The 19,061-nt window shown below is 69.6% G+C and carries 19 protein-coding genes and 1 tRNA gene; 6 read left to right on the top strand and 14 right to left on the bottom strand.

Features of this window, described 5'->3' with window-relative positions; translation table 11 throughout:
• Positions 1-52: 52 nt before the first annotated feature.
• On the bottom strand, positions 53-697 hold the full coding sequence (locus F6W97_RS04720; protein ID WP_155368914.1) for a DUF5701 family protein: 645 nt from the start codon (positions 695-697) through the stop codon (positions 53-55).
• Between the two features lie 327 nt (positions 698-1,024).
• Between F6W97_RS04720 and F6W97_RS04725 the strand changes: the two genes are divergently transcribed.
• The 4 genes from F6W97_RS04725 to F6W97_RS04740 all read left to right on the top strand — a co-directional run bounded on the left by F6W97_RS04725 (position 1,025) and on the right by F6W97_RS04740 (position 3,928).
• The gene (locus F6W97_RS04725) at positions 1,025-2,185 is read left to right on the top strand and encodes a helix-turn-helix domain-containing protein (RefSeq protein WP_155368915.1); all 1,161 of its coding nucleotides are present in this window, start codon (positions 1,025-1,027) and stop codon (positions 2,183-2,185) included.
• A gap of 177 nt (positions 2,186-2,362) precedes the next feature.
• Positions 2,363-2,542, top strand: a complete 180-nt coding sequence (locus F6W97_RS04730) for a hypothetical protein (protein ID WP_155368916.1) — start codon at positions 2,363-2,365, stop codon at positions 2,540-2,542.
• A gap of 198 nt (positions 2,543-2,740) precedes the next feature.
• Positions 2,741-3,163 carry a hypothetical protein gene (locus F6W97_RS04735; protein ID WP_155368917.1) on the top strand — a complete coding sequence of 141 codons (423 nt, stop codon included), beginning with the start codon at positions 2,741-2,743 and terminating at the stop codon, positions 3,161-3,163.
• A gap of 234 nt (positions 3,164-3,397) precedes the next feature.
• A complete protein-coding gene (locus F6W97_RS04740) occupies positions 3,398-3,928 on the top strand; it encodes a GNAT family N-acetyltransferase (RefSeq protein ID WP_155368918.1) in 531 nt (176 codons plus the stop codon).
• 157 nt (positions 3,929-4,085) lie between these two features.
• Here the strand turns inward: F6W97_RS04740 and F6W97_RS04745 are convergent, their stop codons facing one another.
• Positions 4,086-4,670 carry a GNAT family N-acetyltransferase gene (locus F6W97_RS04745; RefSeq protein WP_196278980.1) on the bottom strand — a complete coding sequence of 195 codons (585 nt, stop codon included), beginning with the start codon at positions 4,668-4,670 and terminating at the stop codon, positions 4,086-4,088.
• A 166-nt stretch (positions 4,671-4,836) separates the two neighbouring features.
• On the opposite strand from F6W97_RS04745, the gene F6W97_RS04750 reads away from it, so the two are divergent.
• Positions 4,837-5,400, top strand: coding sequence for a hypothetical protein (locus tag F6W97_RS04750; RefSeq protein ID WP_155368920.1), 564 nt, complete (start codon positions 4,837-4,839; stop codon positions 5,398-5,400).
• Between the two features lie 65 nt (positions 5,401-5,465).
• Here F6W97_RS04750 and F6W97_RS04755 read toward each other — a convergent pair whose 3' ends face one another.
• Together F6W97_RS04755 and F6W97_RS04760 are read right to left on the bottom strand one after the other, a co-directional pair.
• Entirely contained in the window at positions 5,466-5,906 is a 441-nt protein-coding gene (locus tag F6W97_RS04755; RefSeq protein WP_155368921.1) for a hypothetical protein, read from the bottom strand.
• A gap of 935 nt (positions 5,907-6,841) precedes the next feature.
• A tRNA-Arg gene (locus F6W97_RS04760) sits at positions 6,842-6,914 on the bottom strand.
• Positions 6,915-7,046: 132 nt separating this feature from the next.
• Here F6W97_RS04760 and F6W97_RS04765 point away from each other — a divergent pair.
• A complete protein-coding gene (locus F6W97_RS04765; RefSeq protein ID WP_230686420.1) occupies positions 7,047-8,303 on the top strand; it encodes an MFS transporter in 1,257 nt (418 codons plus the stop codon).
• A gap of 5 nt (positions 8,304-8,308) precedes the next feature.
• Here the strand turns inward: F6W97_RS04765 and F6W97_RS04770 are convergent, their stop codons facing one another.
• From F6W97_RS04770 to pdxH, 10 genes are all read right to left on the bottom strand, one after another.
• Positions 8,309-8,773 (bottom strand): DUF4442 domain-containing protein, encoded by a 465-nt coding sequence (locus tag F6W97_RS04770; RefSeq protein ID WP_155368922.1) that lies wholly within the window; start codon positions 8,771-8,773, stop codon positions 8,309-8,311.
• 142 nt (positions 8,774-8,915) lie between these two features.
• Positions 8,916-10,226: an ABC transporter ATP-binding protein gene (locus F6W97_RS04775; RefSeq protein ID WP_155368923.1), complete on the bottom strand. Its 1,311-nt coding sequence runs from the start codon at positions 10,224-10,226 to the stop codon at positions 8,916-8,918.
• Between the two features lie 239 nt (positions 10,227-10,465).
• Positions 10,466-12,634, bottom strand: coding sequence for a bifunctional glycosyltransferase/CDP-glycerol:glycerophosphate glycerophosphotransferase (locus F6W97_RS04780; protein WP_155368924.1), 2,169 nt, complete (start codon positions 12,632-12,634; stop codon positions 10,466-10,468).
• A gap of 112 nt (positions 12,635-12,746) precedes the next feature.
• Positions 12,747-14,105: an L-serine ammonia-lyase gene (locus F6W97_RS04785; protein WP_155368925.1), complete on the bottom strand. Its 1,359-nt coding sequence runs from the start codon at positions 14,103-14,105 to the stop codon at positions 12,747-12,749.
• A 123-nt stretch (positions 14,106-14,228) separates the two neighbouring features.
• Positions 14,229-14,999, bottom strand: a complete 771-nt coding sequence (locus F6W97_RS04790) for a DUF4230 domain-containing protein (RefSeq protein ID WP_155368926.1) — start codon at positions 14,997-14,999, stop codon at positions 14,229-14,231.
• 120 nt (positions 15,000-15,119) lie between these two features.
• Positions 15,120-16,280, bottom strand: coding sequence for an acyl-CoA dehydrogenase family protein (locus F6W97_RS04795; protein ID WP_155369523.1), 1,161 nt, complete (start codon positions 16,278-16,280; stop codon positions 15,120-15,122).
• Between the two features lie 54 nt (positions 16,281-16,334).
• The gene (locus tag F6W97_RS04800; protein ID WP_144123035.1) at positions 16,335-16,628 is read right to left on the bottom strand and encodes a type II toxin-antitoxin system VapB family antitoxin; all 294 of its coding nucleotides are present in this window, start codon (positions 16,626-16,628) and stop codon (positions 16,335-16,337) included.
• Positions 16,629-16,667: 39 nt separating this feature from the next.
• Positions 16,668-17,327 carry a nitroreductase family protein gene (locus F6W97_RS04805; RefSeq protein ID WP_155368927.1) on the bottom strand — a complete coding sequence of 220 codons (660 nt, stop codon included), beginning with the start codon at positions 17,325-17,327 and terminating at the stop codon, positions 16,668-16,670.
• A gap of 2 nt (positions 17,328-17,329) precedes the next feature.
• Complete coding sequence (locus F6W97_RS04810; RefSeq protein ID WP_230686421.1) at positions 17,330-18,253, bottom strand: aldose 1-epimerase family protein; 924 nt, start codon at positions 18,251-18,253, stop codon at positions 17,330-17,332.
• Positions 18,254-18,276: 23 nt separating this feature from the next.
• Positions 18,277-18,942, bottom strand: a complete 666-nt coding sequence (pdxH, locus tag F6W97_RS04815; protein WP_155369525.1) for a pyridoxamine 5'-phosphate oxidase — start codon at positions 18,940-18,942, stop codon at positions 18,277-18,279.
• Between the last annotated feature and the right edge of the window lie 119 nt (positions 18,943-19,061).

The following is a 19,061-nucleotide window of genomic DNA, read 5'->3' on the forward strand; positions in this document are numbered from 1 at the left end:
CACGCATCCGATAAGGATGATGCAACGCCCGGACAACCCCGTCGGTGTCACGTCAGGTCGCGACGGCCCTCAGCGCGGATCGGCCGGCCGCCGAGGCGAACCCGAGCCACGTGTGCCGGTTGCCCGCCCAGCACCAGCCCACCTTCGGCGCGTGCCGCCGGGCGGCGCCGTCCCGGCCCGTGCCGTTGCTGATCCACAGAGCCGGGGTCCGCGCGTCCAGCGAGCCGTTCGCCTTGCGCAGCCGCGAGCCGATCGTCATGAAGCACCGGTTGCGCTCCAGCGCTTCCGGCTGTTGCAGAAGCCACATGATGCCCTCGGTGAGGATCAGGGGTGTACGCCCCGCAGCGGTGATCGCCGGCAGCGCCTCGTCGGGGCTCCAGTTCGCCATGGCGTCCCCGCGCTCGACACCGTTCAGCAGGTAGAGCACTGCCTGCGGCGGCATCGCGACGTCGATCGGCGCGAACGTGTCGACGTCGGTCATGTCCGCCACCACGAAACCCGGCTTGCCGTCCCGCTCCAGCAGCGGCGCGAGCGCCGACGGCGGCACCCGACCCGGGTGGATCACCAGTAGCGCGTCCGGAGCGCCCGCCTCGGCCGCTTCGCGGACCTGCGCGGCGGTGAGCCCCGCCGCCTCATGCAGGCCCAGCTCGACGAGGCGGTCGGCCTGTGCGCTCAGAGTGGGCAGCGGCGCGGGCATGTGTACCTCCAGAATGGCTTGAGCTGCGAACGTACCCGAAGGCTCCCGATCGCAGCCGGATGAGACGCGTTGCCACCGCAACCTCCCGCGTGCCCGGGAAGTGAGCACAGGACTTGACCACCACGGCGCTCACGCCCGCAGACGAGTCGGCGACAAGAACGCCGAGATGCGCCGAAACATAGTGCTGCGGGGCAGCCCGACCCTGCCGTCCGGCACCTGCCGCCGCTGACCGCATCGGTGCGGCCGCCGGCAGTACGCGACGCCGGCCGCCGCGCCGACCCACGTCGCGGAACACACGGGCAGGACGATGCCGAGTAGCCTGACGCCATGGCCGGCCTCGGCGATCGACTCCGATCAGTTCGCAAGCGCCAAGGACTCACCCAGCGCGAGCTTGCCGCGCTCTCCGGCGTCTCGATCTCGCTCATCCGAAAGATCGAACAGGGCGAGGTGACCGAGACACGCCTGGAGACGCTGCGAAAACTCGCGCTCGCCCTGCACGTCTCCACGACGACACTGGCCGTCGGCAGTGACGCCGAGCGGGCGACGCCGGAGGACATCGACCGCTGGGCGGCGGTGCGGAACGCCCTGAGTCTTGACTCGCCGCAACCGGAGGAAAGTTCGACGCTGCAGGGTGTGACGACTGCATTCGAACAGCTCACACCTCTGTTTCGCGGCAACAGGTTCTCGGCGATGCTTCCTGTTCTGCCCGCTCTGATCCGTGATGCCCAGGCACTCGGCGAAGACGGCCGGTCGATCCGAGGCAGGATTCTCACCCTGACCGGCGGCCTTCTCGTCCACACCCATCAGTACGAAGCGGCCGAATCCGCGCTGACACAGGCCCTGGCCGATGCCCGGGACTCCTTCGACGCGTCGGCTGCCGTGCATAACCTGACCTGGTTGCTGGTGCGGCGCGGGCAGCTGGACGAGTGCATCCGGCTGTCGACTCGGTGGGCCGACGACCTGGAACCAAAACTGTCGAGCGCCACGCATCGTGAACTGGCCGCATGGGGCTGGATGCTGATCAGGATCGCGATGGCGGCGATCCGGAACAACCAGCCCGACGAGTCGGCGGACGCGATGCGTCTCGCGAAGGCTGCCGCCCTTGTCGCCGGGCGTGAATTTCAGCCGGCCGGCGACTTCCTACGCCCCTTCGGGCCGCTGCTCGTCCAGGCCAAGCAGGCCGAGCTGGCCATGGTCGACGACCAGCCCGACCGGGTCCTGGCGCTGTCCGCGGGGATACCTCCTGCCAGCATCGTCCCTACCTCGGACAACTGGAACAGACACCTGCTGGACGTGGCGAATGCCCAGGTCCGGCTGGGCCTGGCAGGCGAAGCCGTAGCCACCATGTTCACCATTCGGGCCCGTGCGCCGGAATGGCTGGTGCAGCAGCGTTATGCCCGGGACATCGTGCGCTCCATGATCGAGCGTCGGCGACGGTTGACCGAAGACATGCGCGCCCTCGCCGACGCGGTCCGACTGACGTATTGACGCTGCGGTTGGCACTTCCCGCGATGCGTACCGCGAAGTGCCAATGACGGATGCCGATGCTTCGGCAATGCTCCCTTCAGTGACGCATCCAGCCCCGGGGAAGCACGGATGCCGTCCTGGAGCCGGAGACCATGGCTCGCAATCAGGTCTCCGGCTCCCCGACAGGGGGAGGAGCACGTGCGCGAACCCGTGTACCGGGTGGTCCGCATAAAGATCACCGAGGCGACCACACCCAACCAGGCGCTGGAGATCGACACCGTCGACGAATTGAAGGTGGCGCTGGCCTTGCAGGAAATACTGCGACGAAAGCCCGCCGTACGAGCCGGCCGCGAGGCTGTACAGGTGGTCCAAAGATGAACCTACGACCTGCGATTCAGGAATCATCGACCGCGATTCGGCAGCAGGTTCGCGGAGCTCCGCCAGAAGGTCTGCCCCGCCCGGCCGGCACCCTCGTCGACCGACCCACCAGCTTGGACCGTGACTGGTAGCATCCGGCCCGACATTAGGATCATGGGGGGAACATCAATGCATCAGGCACGGTTCGTCCTAGGCGGTATGGCCATCGCGGCGGTGATCGCGATGTCGGGTTGCGATTCGCAACCCGGATCGGAGCCTTCCACCACGCCGTCGGTCCCAGCGGCATCGAGCGCCGCCCCGGCCGACAACGGAGCCACCGCGAAAGCCTGCGACGACATCGAAAAAGACATCAAAGACAACGCGGATAAGATCGCCAAGGCCGAGAAGATCGGACCGCCGGCCGGGCACCTCGCGGTAAGCGCCCAGTGGGCCGCCGGCTCGGCCATGGTCATCGCGCATTCCATCGGCGCGAACGAGGCGGTCAGCGCCGCCGCCGACAAGGTTCAGCAGGAGATGATGGCCCTGGGCGACGCGTACATGAAGTCCGCCACCGCCAAGCCCGGCAAGCAGAAGCTGGAAGCCGCGATCGCCGAGCTGACCGCCGCCTGCTCGGCAACCTGACCACGTTCCGACGAGCCGATTGGCTGTGACCGTCACCAGACGGGCACAGCCGATTCGCTTGTCGCCTCCCGAACAGAGCGAGGCGTAAGCCAGGCGTGTGATCCGTGCGCACCGGCTGGTCACGGTGCGACAGTCCCCCGTGTCGGCATTCTGCCGATCGGAGCCAGGCGAGGGCGAGGACACTCCTCAGCCGTCATCCAGCTGACGGAATGCGACCGGGTTAGGTTGGGTCACGTGCGTGTCATAACCAGCGATCGCCTGCTGCTACGTCCCTGGCGCGATGACGACGCCGACTTCCTCCTCGATCTTGAATCGCGATGGGAGGTGATGCGTTTCCTGGGTGCGCATCCCACGACCATGCGCACCCGCGAAGAGGCGCTCGCCTCGATCGCACGCCGGCGCGCAGTCGACGACCCGATCCACGGCATCTGGATGATCACCACAGCCACGGGCGGCCAGCGGATCGGAAATCTGCTGCTCAAGCCGATTCCGCTGTCGGCAGGCGAGCCCTCCGACGGCCCGAAGGACGTGGAGATCGGCTGGCACCTGCACCCGGACGCGTGGGGACGCGGCTACGCCACCGAGGCCGCGAGCGTGATACTCGACCGCGCATTCAGCCATGGGCTGCCGAAGGTCATCGCCGTCACGGATCCCGAAAACTCTGCCTCCCAGGCTGTCTGCCGGCGGCTCGGCATGGCCCACCTGGGCCGCACGACGAGGTACTACGACACTCCGAACGACCTTTTCGAGAAGCGACGCCGCTGATTCGGCAGGACTGCCGCCACAGGAATTGCCGCCGCGTGGCTCTGCACCGGTTGACGCCTGGCACTACGACGTAGATTGATGCCTGACATGATCGCGCGATCGGGGCGGGAGTCGCGCGCTTCGCAGCAGAACGATGCGTTGCGGCGATCGAGCATTGCTACGGTAGCGCCAGCTTCGCGAATTCGTCGGCGAGGACGGCGTACACCACCACATCTCGGTGGCCGTCCGGGAACTTGACCGCCCCGCGCAGGACGCCCTCCAGGGTGAAACCGAGACGTTCCGCCAAGCGGCGGCTGCGGTCGTTGGCGGTCAGCGTCCGTATCTCTACACGGTGCAGGCCGAGGTCATCGAAGGCGTGCCCGAGCACGGCGTTCAGCGCCCGGGTGACCAGCCCCTGGCCTTCTGCGGCGGCGTCGATCCAGAAACCCGCCTCAGCACTCCCCGCGGCGCTGTCGATGGCCAGATTCATCGCGCCGACCAGACGGTGGCCGTTATCGGCGGAAACGCCTATCGCCAGCGGAAGGCGGGTGCCGTCAAGCCATGCATGCCCGGAGCGTTCCAAGGCGGCGTGGGTGGTCTCCGGCGTGGGCTTCTCGGAGCCGGGTGACCAGACAGCCAGGCGGACATGGTTGGCGGCGAGCAGGGCGTGGTAGGCGGTGGCGATCGCCGGCGTCCGCGGTATCAGGACGGTACTGTTCCCGATCGGCCAGATGAACCGGGTGGTAGTAGTAGTGGTCCACATGCAGCGGATCGTAAGGGAGGAATGCGAAGCGCGCCGGGGAGCCGTGGCCGTGCTCATGACCTGCGGGCGACTCATGCAATTTGGGTGGCCGACTCACACCGCGTCCTGGTATCTGCCGGTGACGCCCCTCCGCTCCTAGATCATTCCGTGCATTTCCGTAGCGCCGATGCTGATCTCGATTCCGCATCACCAACTCGATCATGTAGCGCCAGATACCACCATGGCCCAAAATTCGGCTGTGGCGCTCTCACCCTTCACTCCCGCTGGCAGCAATCGCCTGACACCGGACGTCCCGCAGCGGCTCCTCATGCTGATGGGTTACTGGATCGGTGTTGTGCTATCGGTGGCGACAGGGATCGCTGCGGTATTGGAGCGAGAGGCGAACCTACTCGAGGCCGCCACGATGATGGCCCCGTTCATGGTCCTGGCCTGGTTCTCCCGGCGGGCGCTGTCCGTGGGCGTCTTCGCCGACGAGACAGATCTCAGGCTGCACGCCGGGAATCAGCCTCTGACGATCGCGTACGACCGGGTGGAGGCGTTCACCGTCCGGCCCCACCAAGAAAAGTCTCGGGTGCTGTGGGTCGACCTGCGGGATGGGCGGCGCTATCCGACGCCGGCCTTCGTCGGCACCGGTGCCCGTGCGGGCATGATCGCGCTGACCGACGCCGAGATGACCACACTCCTTGCAGAGTTGACCCAGCGCGCAGCCCTACCGCAACCCGCGGCCTAGCTGTAAGCCTGGCGAACCCTGAACCTACGGATCAAGCGCAGCATCGCTTCTGCTCATACTCGCTGTCAGGTGTCGTAGTCGCCGCTGCCCCAGGGCTCGCTGAAGGCCATGTAGTCGCCTGGTTCCATCGTCACCCACCAGGTGTCGTCCTCGTCCTCAGGCTCCTCGGAGATGAGGCCGAACTCCACCCCGAAGCGCTCGATGCGAAACGGCGCTACCTCGATCCGTTCAAAGCTGACATCGCCTAGACCGGCCAGCCGCGCCTCGTACATCCGGCGTACGGCAGCCTCGTCCATCGCGTCCCGGCTGCCAAACTCATCGATTTGCGCTTCCAGCAATGCGCCGGCCTCGTCGAAGAGATACAGCGCTACGAACTCGTTGCCCTCGCGTCCCGGCACGAACGGCGTCGTGAGTAGGAATTGGCGGCCGTCCGAGGCCCTACCGACGTGCTTGGCGTGGTAGTCGTCATGGTTGATAGCGATGATCTTCGGCGCATGGCTGTGCATCCTGCGGAGCATAACCATGGTGGTGGGTTCGTGGGGTTGTGCGATCTTGTCCCGGCTACACGCGTCCAAGATCATTTCGTGCGCATTCCGCGACTGGCGACACCGGCGGCTCTGAGTGGCACACGGCTGCACAAGCCATCGATCGGCACAGGTGAGTCTTCCCAGTCGGGAGGGCAAATGCCTGATCGTCGAGGTGCCCCGGCAGGAATCGAACCTGCGACCTGCGGTTTAGGAAGGGGCACCTTCTCGGCGCTACGGAGGGGTCCCCACCTGCGCGGACACGTAACGTCCCCGCTCCCCATCCCTCTGGCCACGCTTGACGTGGTCCAGTATCAGCTGATGCGGATGGCTGCCGGCGAGGGCTGGGCGACCGCACCCTTGGCAGCGGCCTATCGCGCATGTGTGGCGGACGACCTCGAGCTGCATCTTGTTTCCAAGCCGAAGGCCAGTCCCGACCGGCGGTTGAAGGCGTACGTCGCATACACCGTTGACGGCAACGGTGACGGACGGACGACCTTGCACGTGGAGGATCGCAGCGGCGTGGCGGTTTACCGGGGTGAGGCGTGGGAGTCGCCGTGCGGGAGCGATGCATTCGCGCGGATCGGGCGGAGTCTGCGCTGGCTCGGCCTGCGTACGGTCAATGTCTTCACTTGGCCGGGCGTGCCGCCTCCGAAGAAGCACTTCCCGATCGAGCAGACCGTCGAACTTCCGATCGACCAGCCGACCCCGCGTCTCCACGGCGGTGCGTCGTGGTGGTGCCGGTGCGGGCTCGAACGCTGGTGTCGTCTCGCACCGCCCAGCGTTTCCCCTCTGGCCTGTTGTGGCCGGCGATGGGGACTGACGACAAACGGCGGCTCTGGGCGGCACACGACTGCACACGGCATCGGCCGATTGGGTCTTCCCAGTTCGGAAGGGGAATTGCCTGATCGTGGAGGTGCCCCCGGCAGGAATCGAACCTGCGACCTGCGGTTTAGGAAACCGTTGCTCTATCCCCTGAGCTACGAGGGCGCGAGTGCACAGTCTAGCGACCAACGGAACATCTCGCGGTGCGAGGTCGTCCGCGCGCTCGTCCGTGTTCCGCGCGCTGCTCACAGCACCCTCGCTTTACAAACCGTACGTACGTATTGTTGAATCTGAACCGTGATCAGCAAGCTCCTCCCCGCCCCGGGCACGCCACGCGTCCTCATGTTCGCCACCCTGGTGAACACCTTCGGCAACGGCGCATACCTCACCACCAGCGCGCTCTTCCTCACCCGCTCGGTCGGGCTGAGCCCTGCCCAGGTCGCGCTCGGCCTGAGCGCCGCCGCGCTGGCCGGCATGCTGCTCACCACACCCATGGGCTACCTCGCCGACCGCCGGGGCCCGAAGCAGGTGCAGATCACCGCGCTGATCGTGCTCGCGTTCTGCTTCGCGGGTCTGACCCAGGTCCGCCACCTGTGGTCGTACGTGCTGGTCGCCTGCGTGATCGCGGTCGCCGACGCGACCGTCAAAGCGGCCAACGGCGCGATGATCGCGGGCGCGGTGCCCCCGGCGGAGCGGGTGCGCACACGCGCCTTCATCCGATCCACGAACAACGCCGGCATCGCGCTGGGCACCCTGGCCGGCGGCCTGCCGCTGCTGCTCGACACCCGGGCCGGCTACCTGGCAGTGCTACTCGGCAACGCGGTGACGTTCCTGCTCGCCGCTGCCGTCGTCACCCGGGTCACCGCCGTCGCGCGGGTGTCGGCGCCGCCGGGCAACCCCCGGATGGTCGCCCTGCGCGATCGCCCGTTTCTGGCGTTCGCGCTGCTCGACGGGGTGGTGGCGGCGCTCTACAACGAGGTGCTGAGCCTGGCGCTGCCGCTGTGGCTGATCACGCATACGAGTGGACCGGTCGCACTCGTCTCGGCGGCGCTGCTGGTCAACACCATCGGCTGCGTCACGTTGCAGGTGTGGGCGTCGAGGGGCACGCACACCGCGGCCGACGCGGTCGGGGTGGCCCGCCGCGGGGCGCTCGTCGTGGCCGCGTCGTGCGTCCTGTTCGGCCTGACCGCGGGCCGGCCGTCGTGGCTGGTGACCGTACTGGTGCTGGCGGCCTCGGTGGTGCACGTGCTGGGTGAGCTGTGGCTGTCGAGCGCGACCTTCGCGGTCGTCTTCGACCTGGCCCCGGACTGGGCGCAGGGGCAGTACCAGGGCGTGCACCAGACCGGGCGGCAGATCGGCAACATGGTGGGGCCGCCGGTGATCACGGCGCTGGTCATCGGCTGGGGCGCCCCCGGCTGGAGCGCCCTCGCCGCGATCTTCGCAGCCGCCGGTCTCACCGCGCCGCACATCATCCGCTGGGGACTGCGGCAGGCGGACCAGCGGGCCGCCGCACCAAACAGCCCGGTGCCGGCCGTGCCCGCAACCGTCGGCTGAGCAGGTCAGCGCTTGGGGCGCAGGGTCCAGGTGATGGCCATCTCGCCGGTGGTGACGCCCTCGGCGTCGGCGATGACGACGTTCACCTCGAATTCGGGCCGCTGCCCGGCGTCCAGTTCGGCCACCACGTCCGCGGCGGGCCGGGACAGCGTGGCGGTCGCGCTGACGACACCCATGGCCAGCTTCTTGTACGCGATCCCAGCCCGCACCGCGAGCGGTGTGGCCCGGTGCAACTGGTCGCCGAAGGCGGCGAGCACGATCGCGCCGGAGGCGGATTCGGCGAGGCTGAACATGGCGCCGGCGTGCGGGCCGCCGACGTGGTTGTGTACGGCGGGGTCGTCGGGCAGCTCGGCGACGGCGCGTACGCCGTCCGCGTCGGCGGTGACCTCGGTGAACCGGATCCCGATGGTGCGCGCGAACGGCACGCTGGCCAGCATGCCCTCGGCGACGGCTTTGGCGTCGATCGTCATGGCCGCTACGTTACCGGCGAGTAACTTGTGCGGCAAGGCGGAAACGAAGATCGCCGTTTCGGGTCGAAAACTGTGGTGAGACCCTAGTTTTCGACCCGAAACGGCGATCATGGGCCCGAAGGCCCGACGGAACGGTGACCCGTCAGCGCCAGCCGACGTCGATCCGGTCACCGCGCTCGTCGAAGAAGTGCAGCGCGTCCATGCGTACCGCGATGGACAGCGGGTGGCCCGAGGTGATCTGCGGGTACGGCGCGAGCCGCACCGCCAGCTCGGCGGCGCGCCGGTGGTGGCGGCCCGGGTCGGAGAGAACGCTCTCCCGCTCACGGTGGGACGGCCGCTCGACCACCGAGGTGGCGGCGCCGTTGGTGCGGCCCTTCATCCGGTTGATGACGTGGCCGAAGCGGCGCAGGCGGGAGCCGTGCTCCTCCTGCTCGGCCGCGGAACGGCCGATCTCGTCGACCACGACCGCGGTCGCGCCGATGTCCACGAAGGCCAGCGACTCGTGACCGTGGTGCTCCAGGTAGCGGATGCGCCCCTGCAGCACGTCGCCCGGGGTGTCCGGGGCGACCGGCGTCAGGGCCTCGGCCCGTACGCCGATGACGATGCGCTCGCCGTGGAAGTGCGAGACCGCGCGGGCGCGGATGTCGTCCCACTTCAGGTACAGCGACTGCTCGCCCAGGTTGAGCTGGACGTAGCGGTCGAGGTGCACGTAGACCGACGCCTCCAGCAGGTTCATGCGCGGGCTGCCCAGGAAGGCGGCCACGTAGAGGGTGGCCGGCTTGCCGTACACCTGCGTGGGTGTGCCGACGTCCTGCAGCACGCCCTTGCGCATGATGGCGACCCGGTCGGCCATGGTCAGCGCCTCGGCCTGGTCGTGCGTCACATACACCGTGCTGACGCCCAGCTCGCGGACCAGCCCGGAGATCTCCGCGCGCAGCTCGGCGCGCAGGCCGCTGTCGAGGTTGGACAGCGGCTCGTCCATCAGGAACAGGCCGGGACGGCGCACGATGGCGCGGCCCATGGCCACCCGCTGGCGCTGGCCGCCGGACAGCTGGCTCGGCTTGCGGCCGAGCACGTCCCCGATGCCCAGGGCGCTGGCGACGTCGGCGACCCGCTCCGCCCGCGGCTCCGGCTCGATGCCGGACAGCCGCAGCGGGAAGCCGATGTTCTCCCCCACGGTCATGTGCGGGTACAGCGCGAAGTCCTGGAAGACCATGGCGATGCGCCGGTCGCGCGGCGGGAGCTGGTTGGCCAGCTGCCCGTCGAGCATGATGGCGCCGCTACTGGGATCCTCAAGCCCTGCGATCATGCGAAGCACGGTCGATTTGCCGCAGCCGGAAGGACCCAGGAGCACCATGAACTCCCCGTCGGCCACGTCCAGGCTGACGTTGTCGACCGCTACGGTCCCATCTGGAAAAACCTTGGTGACGTCTTTGAGCGCGACGGTTGTCACCGTCTCCTCCCACAGCCCTCGATCCGGCCCCGAATCTGGACACACTCTCGAAAAATCCCCCAGCTTCCTATCGGGTAAACGTTCCATGTTCACGCGGTCACAGACGTATTACTTTGCTGCCCGCGTGGATCTCGACGCTGCGGAGTCGGCCGTGAACAAAGCGTGTCTTTTTCGGAGGGTGCATACGGCGAGGCCCGGACCGCCGCAGCGACCCGGGCCCCGGAAAGGCGTTACGGAATTCAGCGCGGCGGCAGCTGCCGCGGCGGCGTCACCTGCTCGCCGAGAAAAACGCGGCGCACCACCCGCTCGGCGGCGTGGCCGTCCTCCCAGGCGCAGAAACGGTCACGGAAAGCCTGGCGGCGCTCACTGTCCGCGTATGCGCCGCCGTCGCCGAGCAGCGACAGCAGTTCGGGGAAGCTGCGCGTGACCGGGCCGGGCGCGTGCTCGATCACGTCGAGCGAAGCCCCCCGGGCCGCCCGGTATTCGGCCCAGTCCGGCGCGTGCAGCACGATCGGCCGGTCCAGCACCGCGAAGTCGAAGATGACCGACGAGTAATCGCTGACCAGGATGTCCGCGGCCAGGTAGAGGTCCTCCACCACCGGGTATCCGGACACGTCCTGCACCTGCGGGTCCGGCGAGTCCACGCCGGGCACCAGGCGGCCCCGCACCAGCACCCGACCGCGCGGGCCCAGCGCCGCAGCCAGCGTCGCCGGGTCGAACGGCGGCAGCGCCAGCGGCTCCGGGCGCGACGTCGGCATGTAGAGCACGACGGTCTCGTCGGCCGGGATGCCCAGCGCCGCCCGGGCCGCCGCCGACTCGGCCGCGCCCGCCAGGGCCAGCCGGTCGTTGCGAGGGAAGCCGGACTCCAGCGACTCGAACGCGCACGGGTAGACCCGCTCCCACACTTCGGTGCTGTGGGCGTTGGCGCTGACGCTGAAGTCCCAGCGGTCGCTGCGGCGCAGCAGGGCGGCGAAGTTGTGCTTCTCGCCCGCCGGGAAGTACTGCTCGTCCAGGCCCATCGCCTTGACCGGCGTGCCGTGGTGGGTCTGCAGGTGCACCTGGCCGGGCCGCTTGCGTACGAAGTCCGGGAAGTTCACGTTGTTGACCAGGTACTTGGCCCGCGCGAGCAGCCGGTAGTAGGCCCGCGAGCCCTCCACGACGTGAGTCGTGCCCGCCGGGACCGACGCGTCCTTGCCGACGATCCACACGCCGCGCACGTGCGGCGCGATGCGGCGGGCCGCCTGCTCGACGGCGGCCGGGTTGCAGGAGACCTCGCGGTACCAGTACGCCGCGTAGCCGGCCAGGTTCGGGTCGAGCGGCAGGCGGCGCTGCAAGCCGTAGTAGGCGCGTGCGAACAGGCTGAGCCTGGTCCGGCCCTCGCCGGGATCCTTGCGCAGCGCACCGGCGGCCCCACGGGCCTTGCGCTGCACCCGCAGCGCGGTGCGCATCGCCGCGTACAGGCCGTAGGAACGCTTGGCCACCAGGCGGTAGCGCAGCCCGTCCGCGCCGCCGGGCGGGGCGAACCCGCCCTCGGGCAGGTAGCGGGCGAACATCTCGGCGGTCCGCAGGAACGACTGCTTGCGCAGGTTCGGCGGGAGCCGGTCGTCGTTGCCGACGGTCTGCATCAGGTGCCAGATCATCCGGGCGAACAGCGCCGGGCGCACCGGGTCGGCCCGGCTGCCCTGCAGGTCGATCAGCTCCCAGGCCCGCTCCCAGTGGGTGAAGACCTCCAGGTGCCGCGGGTTGACGGTGCGCGTGATCGCACCCTGGCGGCGCTGGCGGTAGGCGTAGCAGACCTCCTCCAGCGTGAAGATCCGCTCCGCGCCGACCAGCAGCGGGTACGTCCAGGAGACGTCCTCGTACCAGCCGGGGGCGAACTTCAGGTCGAGCTTGGCCAGCAGGTCCCGCCGGACGATCTTGTTCCAGACGGTGTGGATGGTCTTGATCAGGCCCGGCCGCGCGTGCAGGTCGGCCCCGTTGGGCCCGGCCGCGGCGGCCAGCGTCCGGCGCAGGCCGCTGCGCTTGGCGCGCCCGATCGGGTACGTGCGCTCGAAGTCCACCATCAGCACGTCGGGAGCCTGCTCGCGCAGCGCCGTCGCGATCTTGTCCAGCGAGCCCGGGGTGAGCGTGTCGTCGGTGTCGACGAACCACACGTACTCGCCGACGGCCTTGGCCAGCCCGGCGTTGCGGGCCTCGCCGAGGCCCACGTTCTGCGGCAGGTGCAGCACCTTGACCCGGGGATCGCGGGCGGCGTACTCGTCGAAGATCTCGCCGCAGTGGTCGGGCGACCGGTCGTCGACCGCGATCAGCTCCACGTCGTCGAAGCCCTGGTCCAGGATCGAGTCGAGGCACTCGCGCAGATAGCCCTGCACCTTGTAGGCGGGCAGGACGATGCTCAGCAGCGTCACGAAGGCATCGGCCCCTTGTGCGGCGGGGCCGGAGCGGCCCACGTACGGGTATGGCGCGCCAAGGCTAGCAACGTGAGCCGGTCTCAGTCATGGGAACCGGCAGGACTGCCCCTCAGCACTCGATCACGTTGACGGCGAGCCCGCCGCGTGCGGTCTCCTTGTACTTGACCTTCATGTCGGCGCCGGTCTCCCGCATCGTCTTGATCACCTTGTCCAGGGAGACGAAGTGGTTGCCGTCGCCGCGCATCGCCATCCGGGCCGCGGTGATCGCCTTGATGCTGGCCACCGCATTGCGCTCGATGCACGGGATCTGCACCAGGCCGCCGACCGGGTCGCAGGTCAGCCCGAGGTTGTGCTCCATCGCGATCTCCGCGGCGTTCTCCACCTGCTCCGGCGTGCCGCCGAGCACCTCGGCCAGCCCGGCCGCCGCCATCGAGCAGGCCGAGCCGACCTCGCCCTGGCAGCCGACCTCGGCCCCGGAGATGGACGCGTTCTCCTTGAACAGCACCCCGATCGCGGCCGCGGTGAGCAGGAAGCGCACCACGCCGTCCTCGTTCGCGCCGGGGATGAACCGCGCGTAGTAGTGCAGCACCGCGGGCACGATGCCGGCCGCGCCGTTGGTCGGGGCGGTGACCACCCGGCCGCCCGCGGCGTTCTCCTCGTTCACGGCGAGCGCGAACAGCGTGATCCAGTCCATGACCCGCAGCGGGTCGGTGACGAAGTGCTCCTTGGACAGGGTGCGGTGCAGCTCGGCGGCGCGCCGGCGCACCTTCAGCCCGCCGGGCAGAGTGCCCTCGACGTTGCAGCCGGTCTCCACGCAGTCCTGCATGACCTGCCAGATGCGCAGCAGCCCGGCCCGCACGTCGGCCTCCGAGCGCCAGGACAGCTCGTTGGCCAGCACGATGTCACTGATCCGCAGGCCGGTGTCCTTGGCGAGCTGGAGCAGCTCGACGCCAGTCCGGTACGGGAAGCGCACCACCGTGTCGTCCGGTTTGATGCGGTCCGCCCCGGCCGCGTTCTCGTCCACCACGAAGCCGCCGCCCACCGAGTAGTAGGTGCGCTCGCGCACGGTGTTCCCGGCCGCGTCGAAGGCCGCGAAGGTCATGCCGTTCGGGTGGTACGGCAGCGAGCGGCGGCGGTGCAGGGTCAGCTCGAAGGAGGCGTCCTCGATGTCGAGCAGCCGGACCCGGCCGGCGGCCTTGATCTCGCGGAACCGGGCGTCGGCGGTGGCCGTGTCGACCGTCTCCGGGTCGTCACCGGCCAGCCCCAGCAGCACGGCCTTGTCGCTGCCGTGCCCGTGGCCGGTCGCGCCGAGGGAACCGAAGAGCTCGGCCCGCACCATGGTGACGTCGCTGAGCAGCCCGTCAGCCTTCAGCCCGGTCGCGAACCGGTTCGCGGCACGCATCGGCCCGACCGTGTGCGAGCTGGAGGGCCCGATCCCGATCTTGAAAAGGTCGAACACGCTGATCACGGGGTGCCTTCCGACGCTGGAACGGACACCCAACCTTAGCTCCCGGATGTGAAGCGGTCTTCGCAGCGTGATGTCCGCGACCGGAACGGCCGCGGACATCGCGTTCGGATCACCTGCCGCAGGTCAGGCGCCGTCGAAGATCACCGTCACCGAGGTGTAGCCCAGCGAGCGCATCATGCTCTCCAGCATCTTGCGGGTGTTCTCCTCGGCCCGCTGCTGCAGCGTGCTCTTCTTCGCCGCCTCGGCGAGCTGCTGCTCGGCCCGCAGCAGGGTCTCCTGCTGGCGGTTCGGGTCGCCGTCGAAGAACTCGCCGACCCGGTTGATCAGGCCCCGCTCCTCGGCGAAGACGTAGCTGCGGTCCAGGTCCAGCTTCGGCTCGCCGACGGTCGGCGGGGGCAGCGTGATGGTGACTGACTTGCGGTCCGGCGACACGACGATCTTGTCGTCGGACAGGTTGCTGAAGTCGACGTACGCCTCGACGGTCCCCGCCGCCACGAACAGGGTGCGCTGGTTGAGCAGCCAGTCCGGGATGAACTTGCGGTCCTCCTTGAGGTCGACGATGACCTCGAAGTTGCCCTCGGCGGCGACGAACCGGCTCAGGTCCTTGATCGACAGCAGCAGCGGCGGCTGCGTGTTGTCGGTGGTCCGCTCCGCGAACGGGTTGCTCCATTTCGGGATCAGCCCGGCCGCGGTCAGCCCGAAGTAGCCGCCGACCAGCAGCCCGGCCACGACCAGCAGGGCCACCAGGGCACGTCCGAAGCCGGAGCGGCGCGGCGGCTCCACCAGCTCATGATCATCGTCGTCGGGTCGCTGCCGGGGCAGCGGTTCGGTCGGCCGGGACCGGCCGGGCTTGAACTCCGGCAGGTTCTGCGTCGGCTCGTCGGCGGCGCCCATTGACGTCTCCTGTCTGACCGCTGGGGTGTACGGACACCACGGTATTACCCGCTGCCGACAACAAGCACCCTCCGCGGCCAGACCAATACCCGCCGGCAGCCGGGCTCATGCCGTGCGGCCTCAGCCGAAAGCGGCGATACCGGTCAGGCGCTGGCCAAGCACCAGCTGGTGGATCTCCGAGGTGCCCTCGTAGGTGAGCACGCTCTCCAGGTTGTTGGCATGGCGCAGCACCGGGTACTCCCCGGACACGCCGTTGGCGCCGAGGATGGTGCGGCACTGCCGGGCGATCGCGATCGCCTCGCGCACGTTGTTCAGCTTGCCCGCGCTGACCATCTCCGGGCGCAGCCCGCCGCGGTCGGCGACCCGGCCCAGGTGCAGCGCCAGCAGGAAGCCCTTCTGCAGTTCGAGGGCCATGTCGGCGAGCTTGGCCTGGGTGAGCTGGAAGCCCGCGATCGGCTTGCCGAACTGGGTGCGGGTGGTGGCGTACTCGATCGCCGTGTGCAGGCAGTCGCGGGCCGCCCCCAGCGCGCCCCAGACGATGCCGTAGCGGGCCTCGGTGAGGCAGCTCAGCGGGGCCTTCAGACCGGCCGCGTCGGGCAGCATCGCGTCGGCGGGCAGGCGCACCTCGTCCAGCACGATCTCCCCGGTGGCGCTGGCCCGCAGCGAGAGCTTGCCGGTGATCTCCTTGGCGGTCACGCCCGGCGTGTCCATCGGCACCGCGAAGCCGCGTACGCCCTCGTCGGTGCGGGCCCAGATGACGGCGACGTCGGCCACCGGCGCATTGGTGATCCACATCTTGCCGCCGTGCAGCACCCAGCCGTCGCCGTCGCGCCGGGCCCGGGTGGACATGTTCGCCGGGTCGGAGCCGTGGTCGGGCTCGGTCAGGCCGAAACAGCCGATCAGCTCGCCCTTGGCCATACCGGGCAGCCAGCGCTGCTTCTGCTCCTCGGAGCCGTACTTCCAGATCGCGAACATGGCCAGCGAACCCTGCACGCTCACCAGCGAGCGCACCCCCGAGTCGGCCGCCTCCAGCTCCAGGCAGGCCAGCCCGTACGCGACCGCCGACGACCCGGCGCAGCCGTAGCCCGAAAGGTGCATCCCGAGCAGGCCGAGCGCGCCGAAGTCGCGGGCCAGCTCGCGCACCGGGGCGTGCCCGGTCTCATACCAGCCGGCCACGTGCGGGCGTACCTTGTCGTCGACCAGGCGCCGGACGACGGCGCGGATCTGCAGCTCCTCGTCGGTGAGCAGCGAGTCCAGGTCGAGGAGATCGAGGGGGAGCACCGGAGTCGTCACGGGGTCACCTTAACGGCGGCTAAGCCGGTGGTGAAGCGGGACTCAGCTGAGGACCAGGATGCGGACGTGGATCTGGTGCCGCTGCTGCAGCGCCGCCCGCAGCGCCCGGTGCAGCCCGTCCTCCAGGTAGAGCTCACCCTTCCACTGCACCACGTGCGGGAAAAGGTCGCCGTAGAACGTGGAGTCGTCGGCCAGCACCCGGTCCAGCGCCATCTCCAGTTTGATGGTGATGAGCTGGTTGAGCGACACCCGCTCCGGCGGGATCTCGGCCCACTGCTTGAGGGTGTACCCGTGCTCCGGGTACGGCTGCCCGTCGCGTACCGCCTTGAAAATCACGCGCCCTGCCCTCCCCTGCCGAAACCGAGTGCGCTCAGCCTAACCGCCGTCGGCGACGTTGCGCGCACCCGCCGACACCCGTGCCGCTTCCACGGTCGCTCCCCAGCTCCCGCGGTGGACCACCTCGTCGAGTGACCTGCGGCCCCGGGCGAGTGATGCCGACCGGTGGTCGGCCGCCCGGTAGCCCACACTCACGGCCCCGACCGGGGCGTACGCCGCCGGCACCGCGAACGCCTCCCGGAACGCGTCGAGCCGCTGCGGCGGGATGCCGAAGAAACACGCGCCCAGGCCCTCGTCCACCGCGGTGAGCAGCATCAGCAGCGCCGCCATGCCGGTGTCGACATGCCAGTACGGCACCGCCCAGCGCGACTCGTCCCGGTCCGTCCAGCCCTTGTCCGGCTCGGCGTACCGGTCCAGGTACGCCGACTTGTCCGACAACGGCACGATGATCAGCGGCGCGGTGCGCATACCGGCCAGCCACCGCGACCGGCCGCCGGCCTGCGGGGCCGCGGCGGTCCAGAACCGCGCCCGCTCGGCCGCCGTCTCCAGCACGAGGAACGCCCAGCCCTGGGCGAACCCGGCCGAGGGCGCCCTGGTGGCATGGCTCAGCAACCGCCGCACGACCTCGTCCGGCACCGGCCGGTCCGGGTCGTAGTTGCGCACCATCCGGCGTCGGCGGACGACGTCGGCGAACTCCACGCTCAGGCCCCGAGGTCCGCGCGGATCCCCCAGGTGCCCTGCCAGGTCCGGTCCGGCTCCAGCTCGATGAGGTCGCGGCCGGAGCGCATGGCGTCCGGCGGGCAGGTCATCGGCTCGATCGCGACCGCGCGGCGGTGCCGCTCACCGGCCAGCGTGTGCGCGGTGAACAGCTGCCACCAGTGGAAGTTGCGGTCGGCCCAGACGTGCACAGCCCGCCCGTCCGGCGCGCTGATGCTGACCGTCGAGCCGCCTTCGTCGCCGCGCACCAGGTCGCCGAACGCGGTGTCCAGCTCCAGCGTGCCGATGCGCTTGGGCTCGGTGAAGTCGAATTCGCCGCCGGCCACCTTGGCCGCGCCGATCGGCAGCATGCGGCCGTCGACCAGCAGCCGGGTGCGCGCGGGCACGGTGAGCGTCAGCTCATCCACGGGGACACCGGGGATGCGCAGGTAGGGGTGGGTGCCGACACCGAACGGCGCAGCGGTGTCGGAGCGGTTGGCCACGTGGTGTGTCACGGCCAGCCCGTCCTCGCCCAGCCGGTACTCCACGCGCAGCGCCAGCCGCCACGGGTAGCCGATCTGCGGCTCCAGCCCGCATTCCACCGCGAGCAGGCCGTCCTCCTGCTGCGCGAGCCGCCAGGGCAGCCAGCGGACCAGGCCGTGGATGGCGTTGTGCAGCGCCGGCTCGCTCAGCGGGAGCTGGTACGCCACGCCGGCGTGGCGGTAGTGGCCGTCGCGGATCCGGTTCGGCCAGGGCATCAGCAGCTGGCCGGAGCCGGCCGGGCAGAGCTCGCCCTCGGCGTACCCGTCGAGGATCTCCGTGCCGCCCACGGTGTAGCTGCGCAGACCGCCGCCGACCTCGACGACGGTAGCGGTCTGGTCACCGTGGCTGAGCGTCCATTGGGTGCCGGACGGCCGAAAGTTGGTCACGATCCCGCACCCTACATTGCTTTCTAAGGCGCGAGGCGCTCCACGATCCACCTGTCCGCGCCGTCGTTCGTGTCCCTGCGGAAACGAAGCCGATCGTGCAGCCGGCTGCGCCTACCCTGCCAGAACTCGACGGTCTCCGGCTCCACCCGCAGCCCGCCCCAGTGCTCGGGCAGCGGCACCTCCACCTCGGCCGGGAACGACTGCTCCGCGGCGGCGTACGCGTCGTCCAGCACGTGCCGGTCGGGCAGCACCGACGACTGCGCGCTGGCCCACGCGCCCAGCTGCGCCCCGCGCGGGCGCAGGCGGAAGTACTCCTCGCTCACGTGCCGGTCCACCGGGGCGATCCGGCCGCAGACCACCACCTGGCGGCCCATCGCGAACCACGGGAAGAGCAGGCTGGCGTACGGGTTCGCCAGCGCCTCGCGACCCTTGCGCGAGGCGTAGTTGGTGAAGAACACGAAACCGCGCTCGTCATAGCCTTTGAGCAGCACGGTCCGGCTGCTCGGCCGCCCGTCGGCGTCGGCCGTGGCGACGATCATCGCGTTGGGCTCCGGCAGCTGCGCGGCGACCGCCTCGGCGAACCAGCGGCCGAACTGGGTCGGCCAGTCCGCGGCGAGATGCTCCTCGACGAGGGGCTCCTCGCGCACGGCCGGGCGGGGCCCCGCGGCGGGCTCGTATTCACGGCGCATGCGGGCCAGGTCGTGCGGCGCGGCGGAGGGGCCGGTGTTCACGGTGTGCTCCAAGTCACGTAGTCATCCTGTCGCACTGCGTATCAGCAGCGGAAATCATGTCGTGCCAGCTCGCCGCC

This window comes from Catellatospora vulcania, from assembly GCF_009720385.1.
GTDB classification, from domain to species: Bacteria; Actinomycetota; Actinomycetes; order Mycobacteriales; family Micromonosporaceae; genus Catellatospora; species Catellatospora vulcania.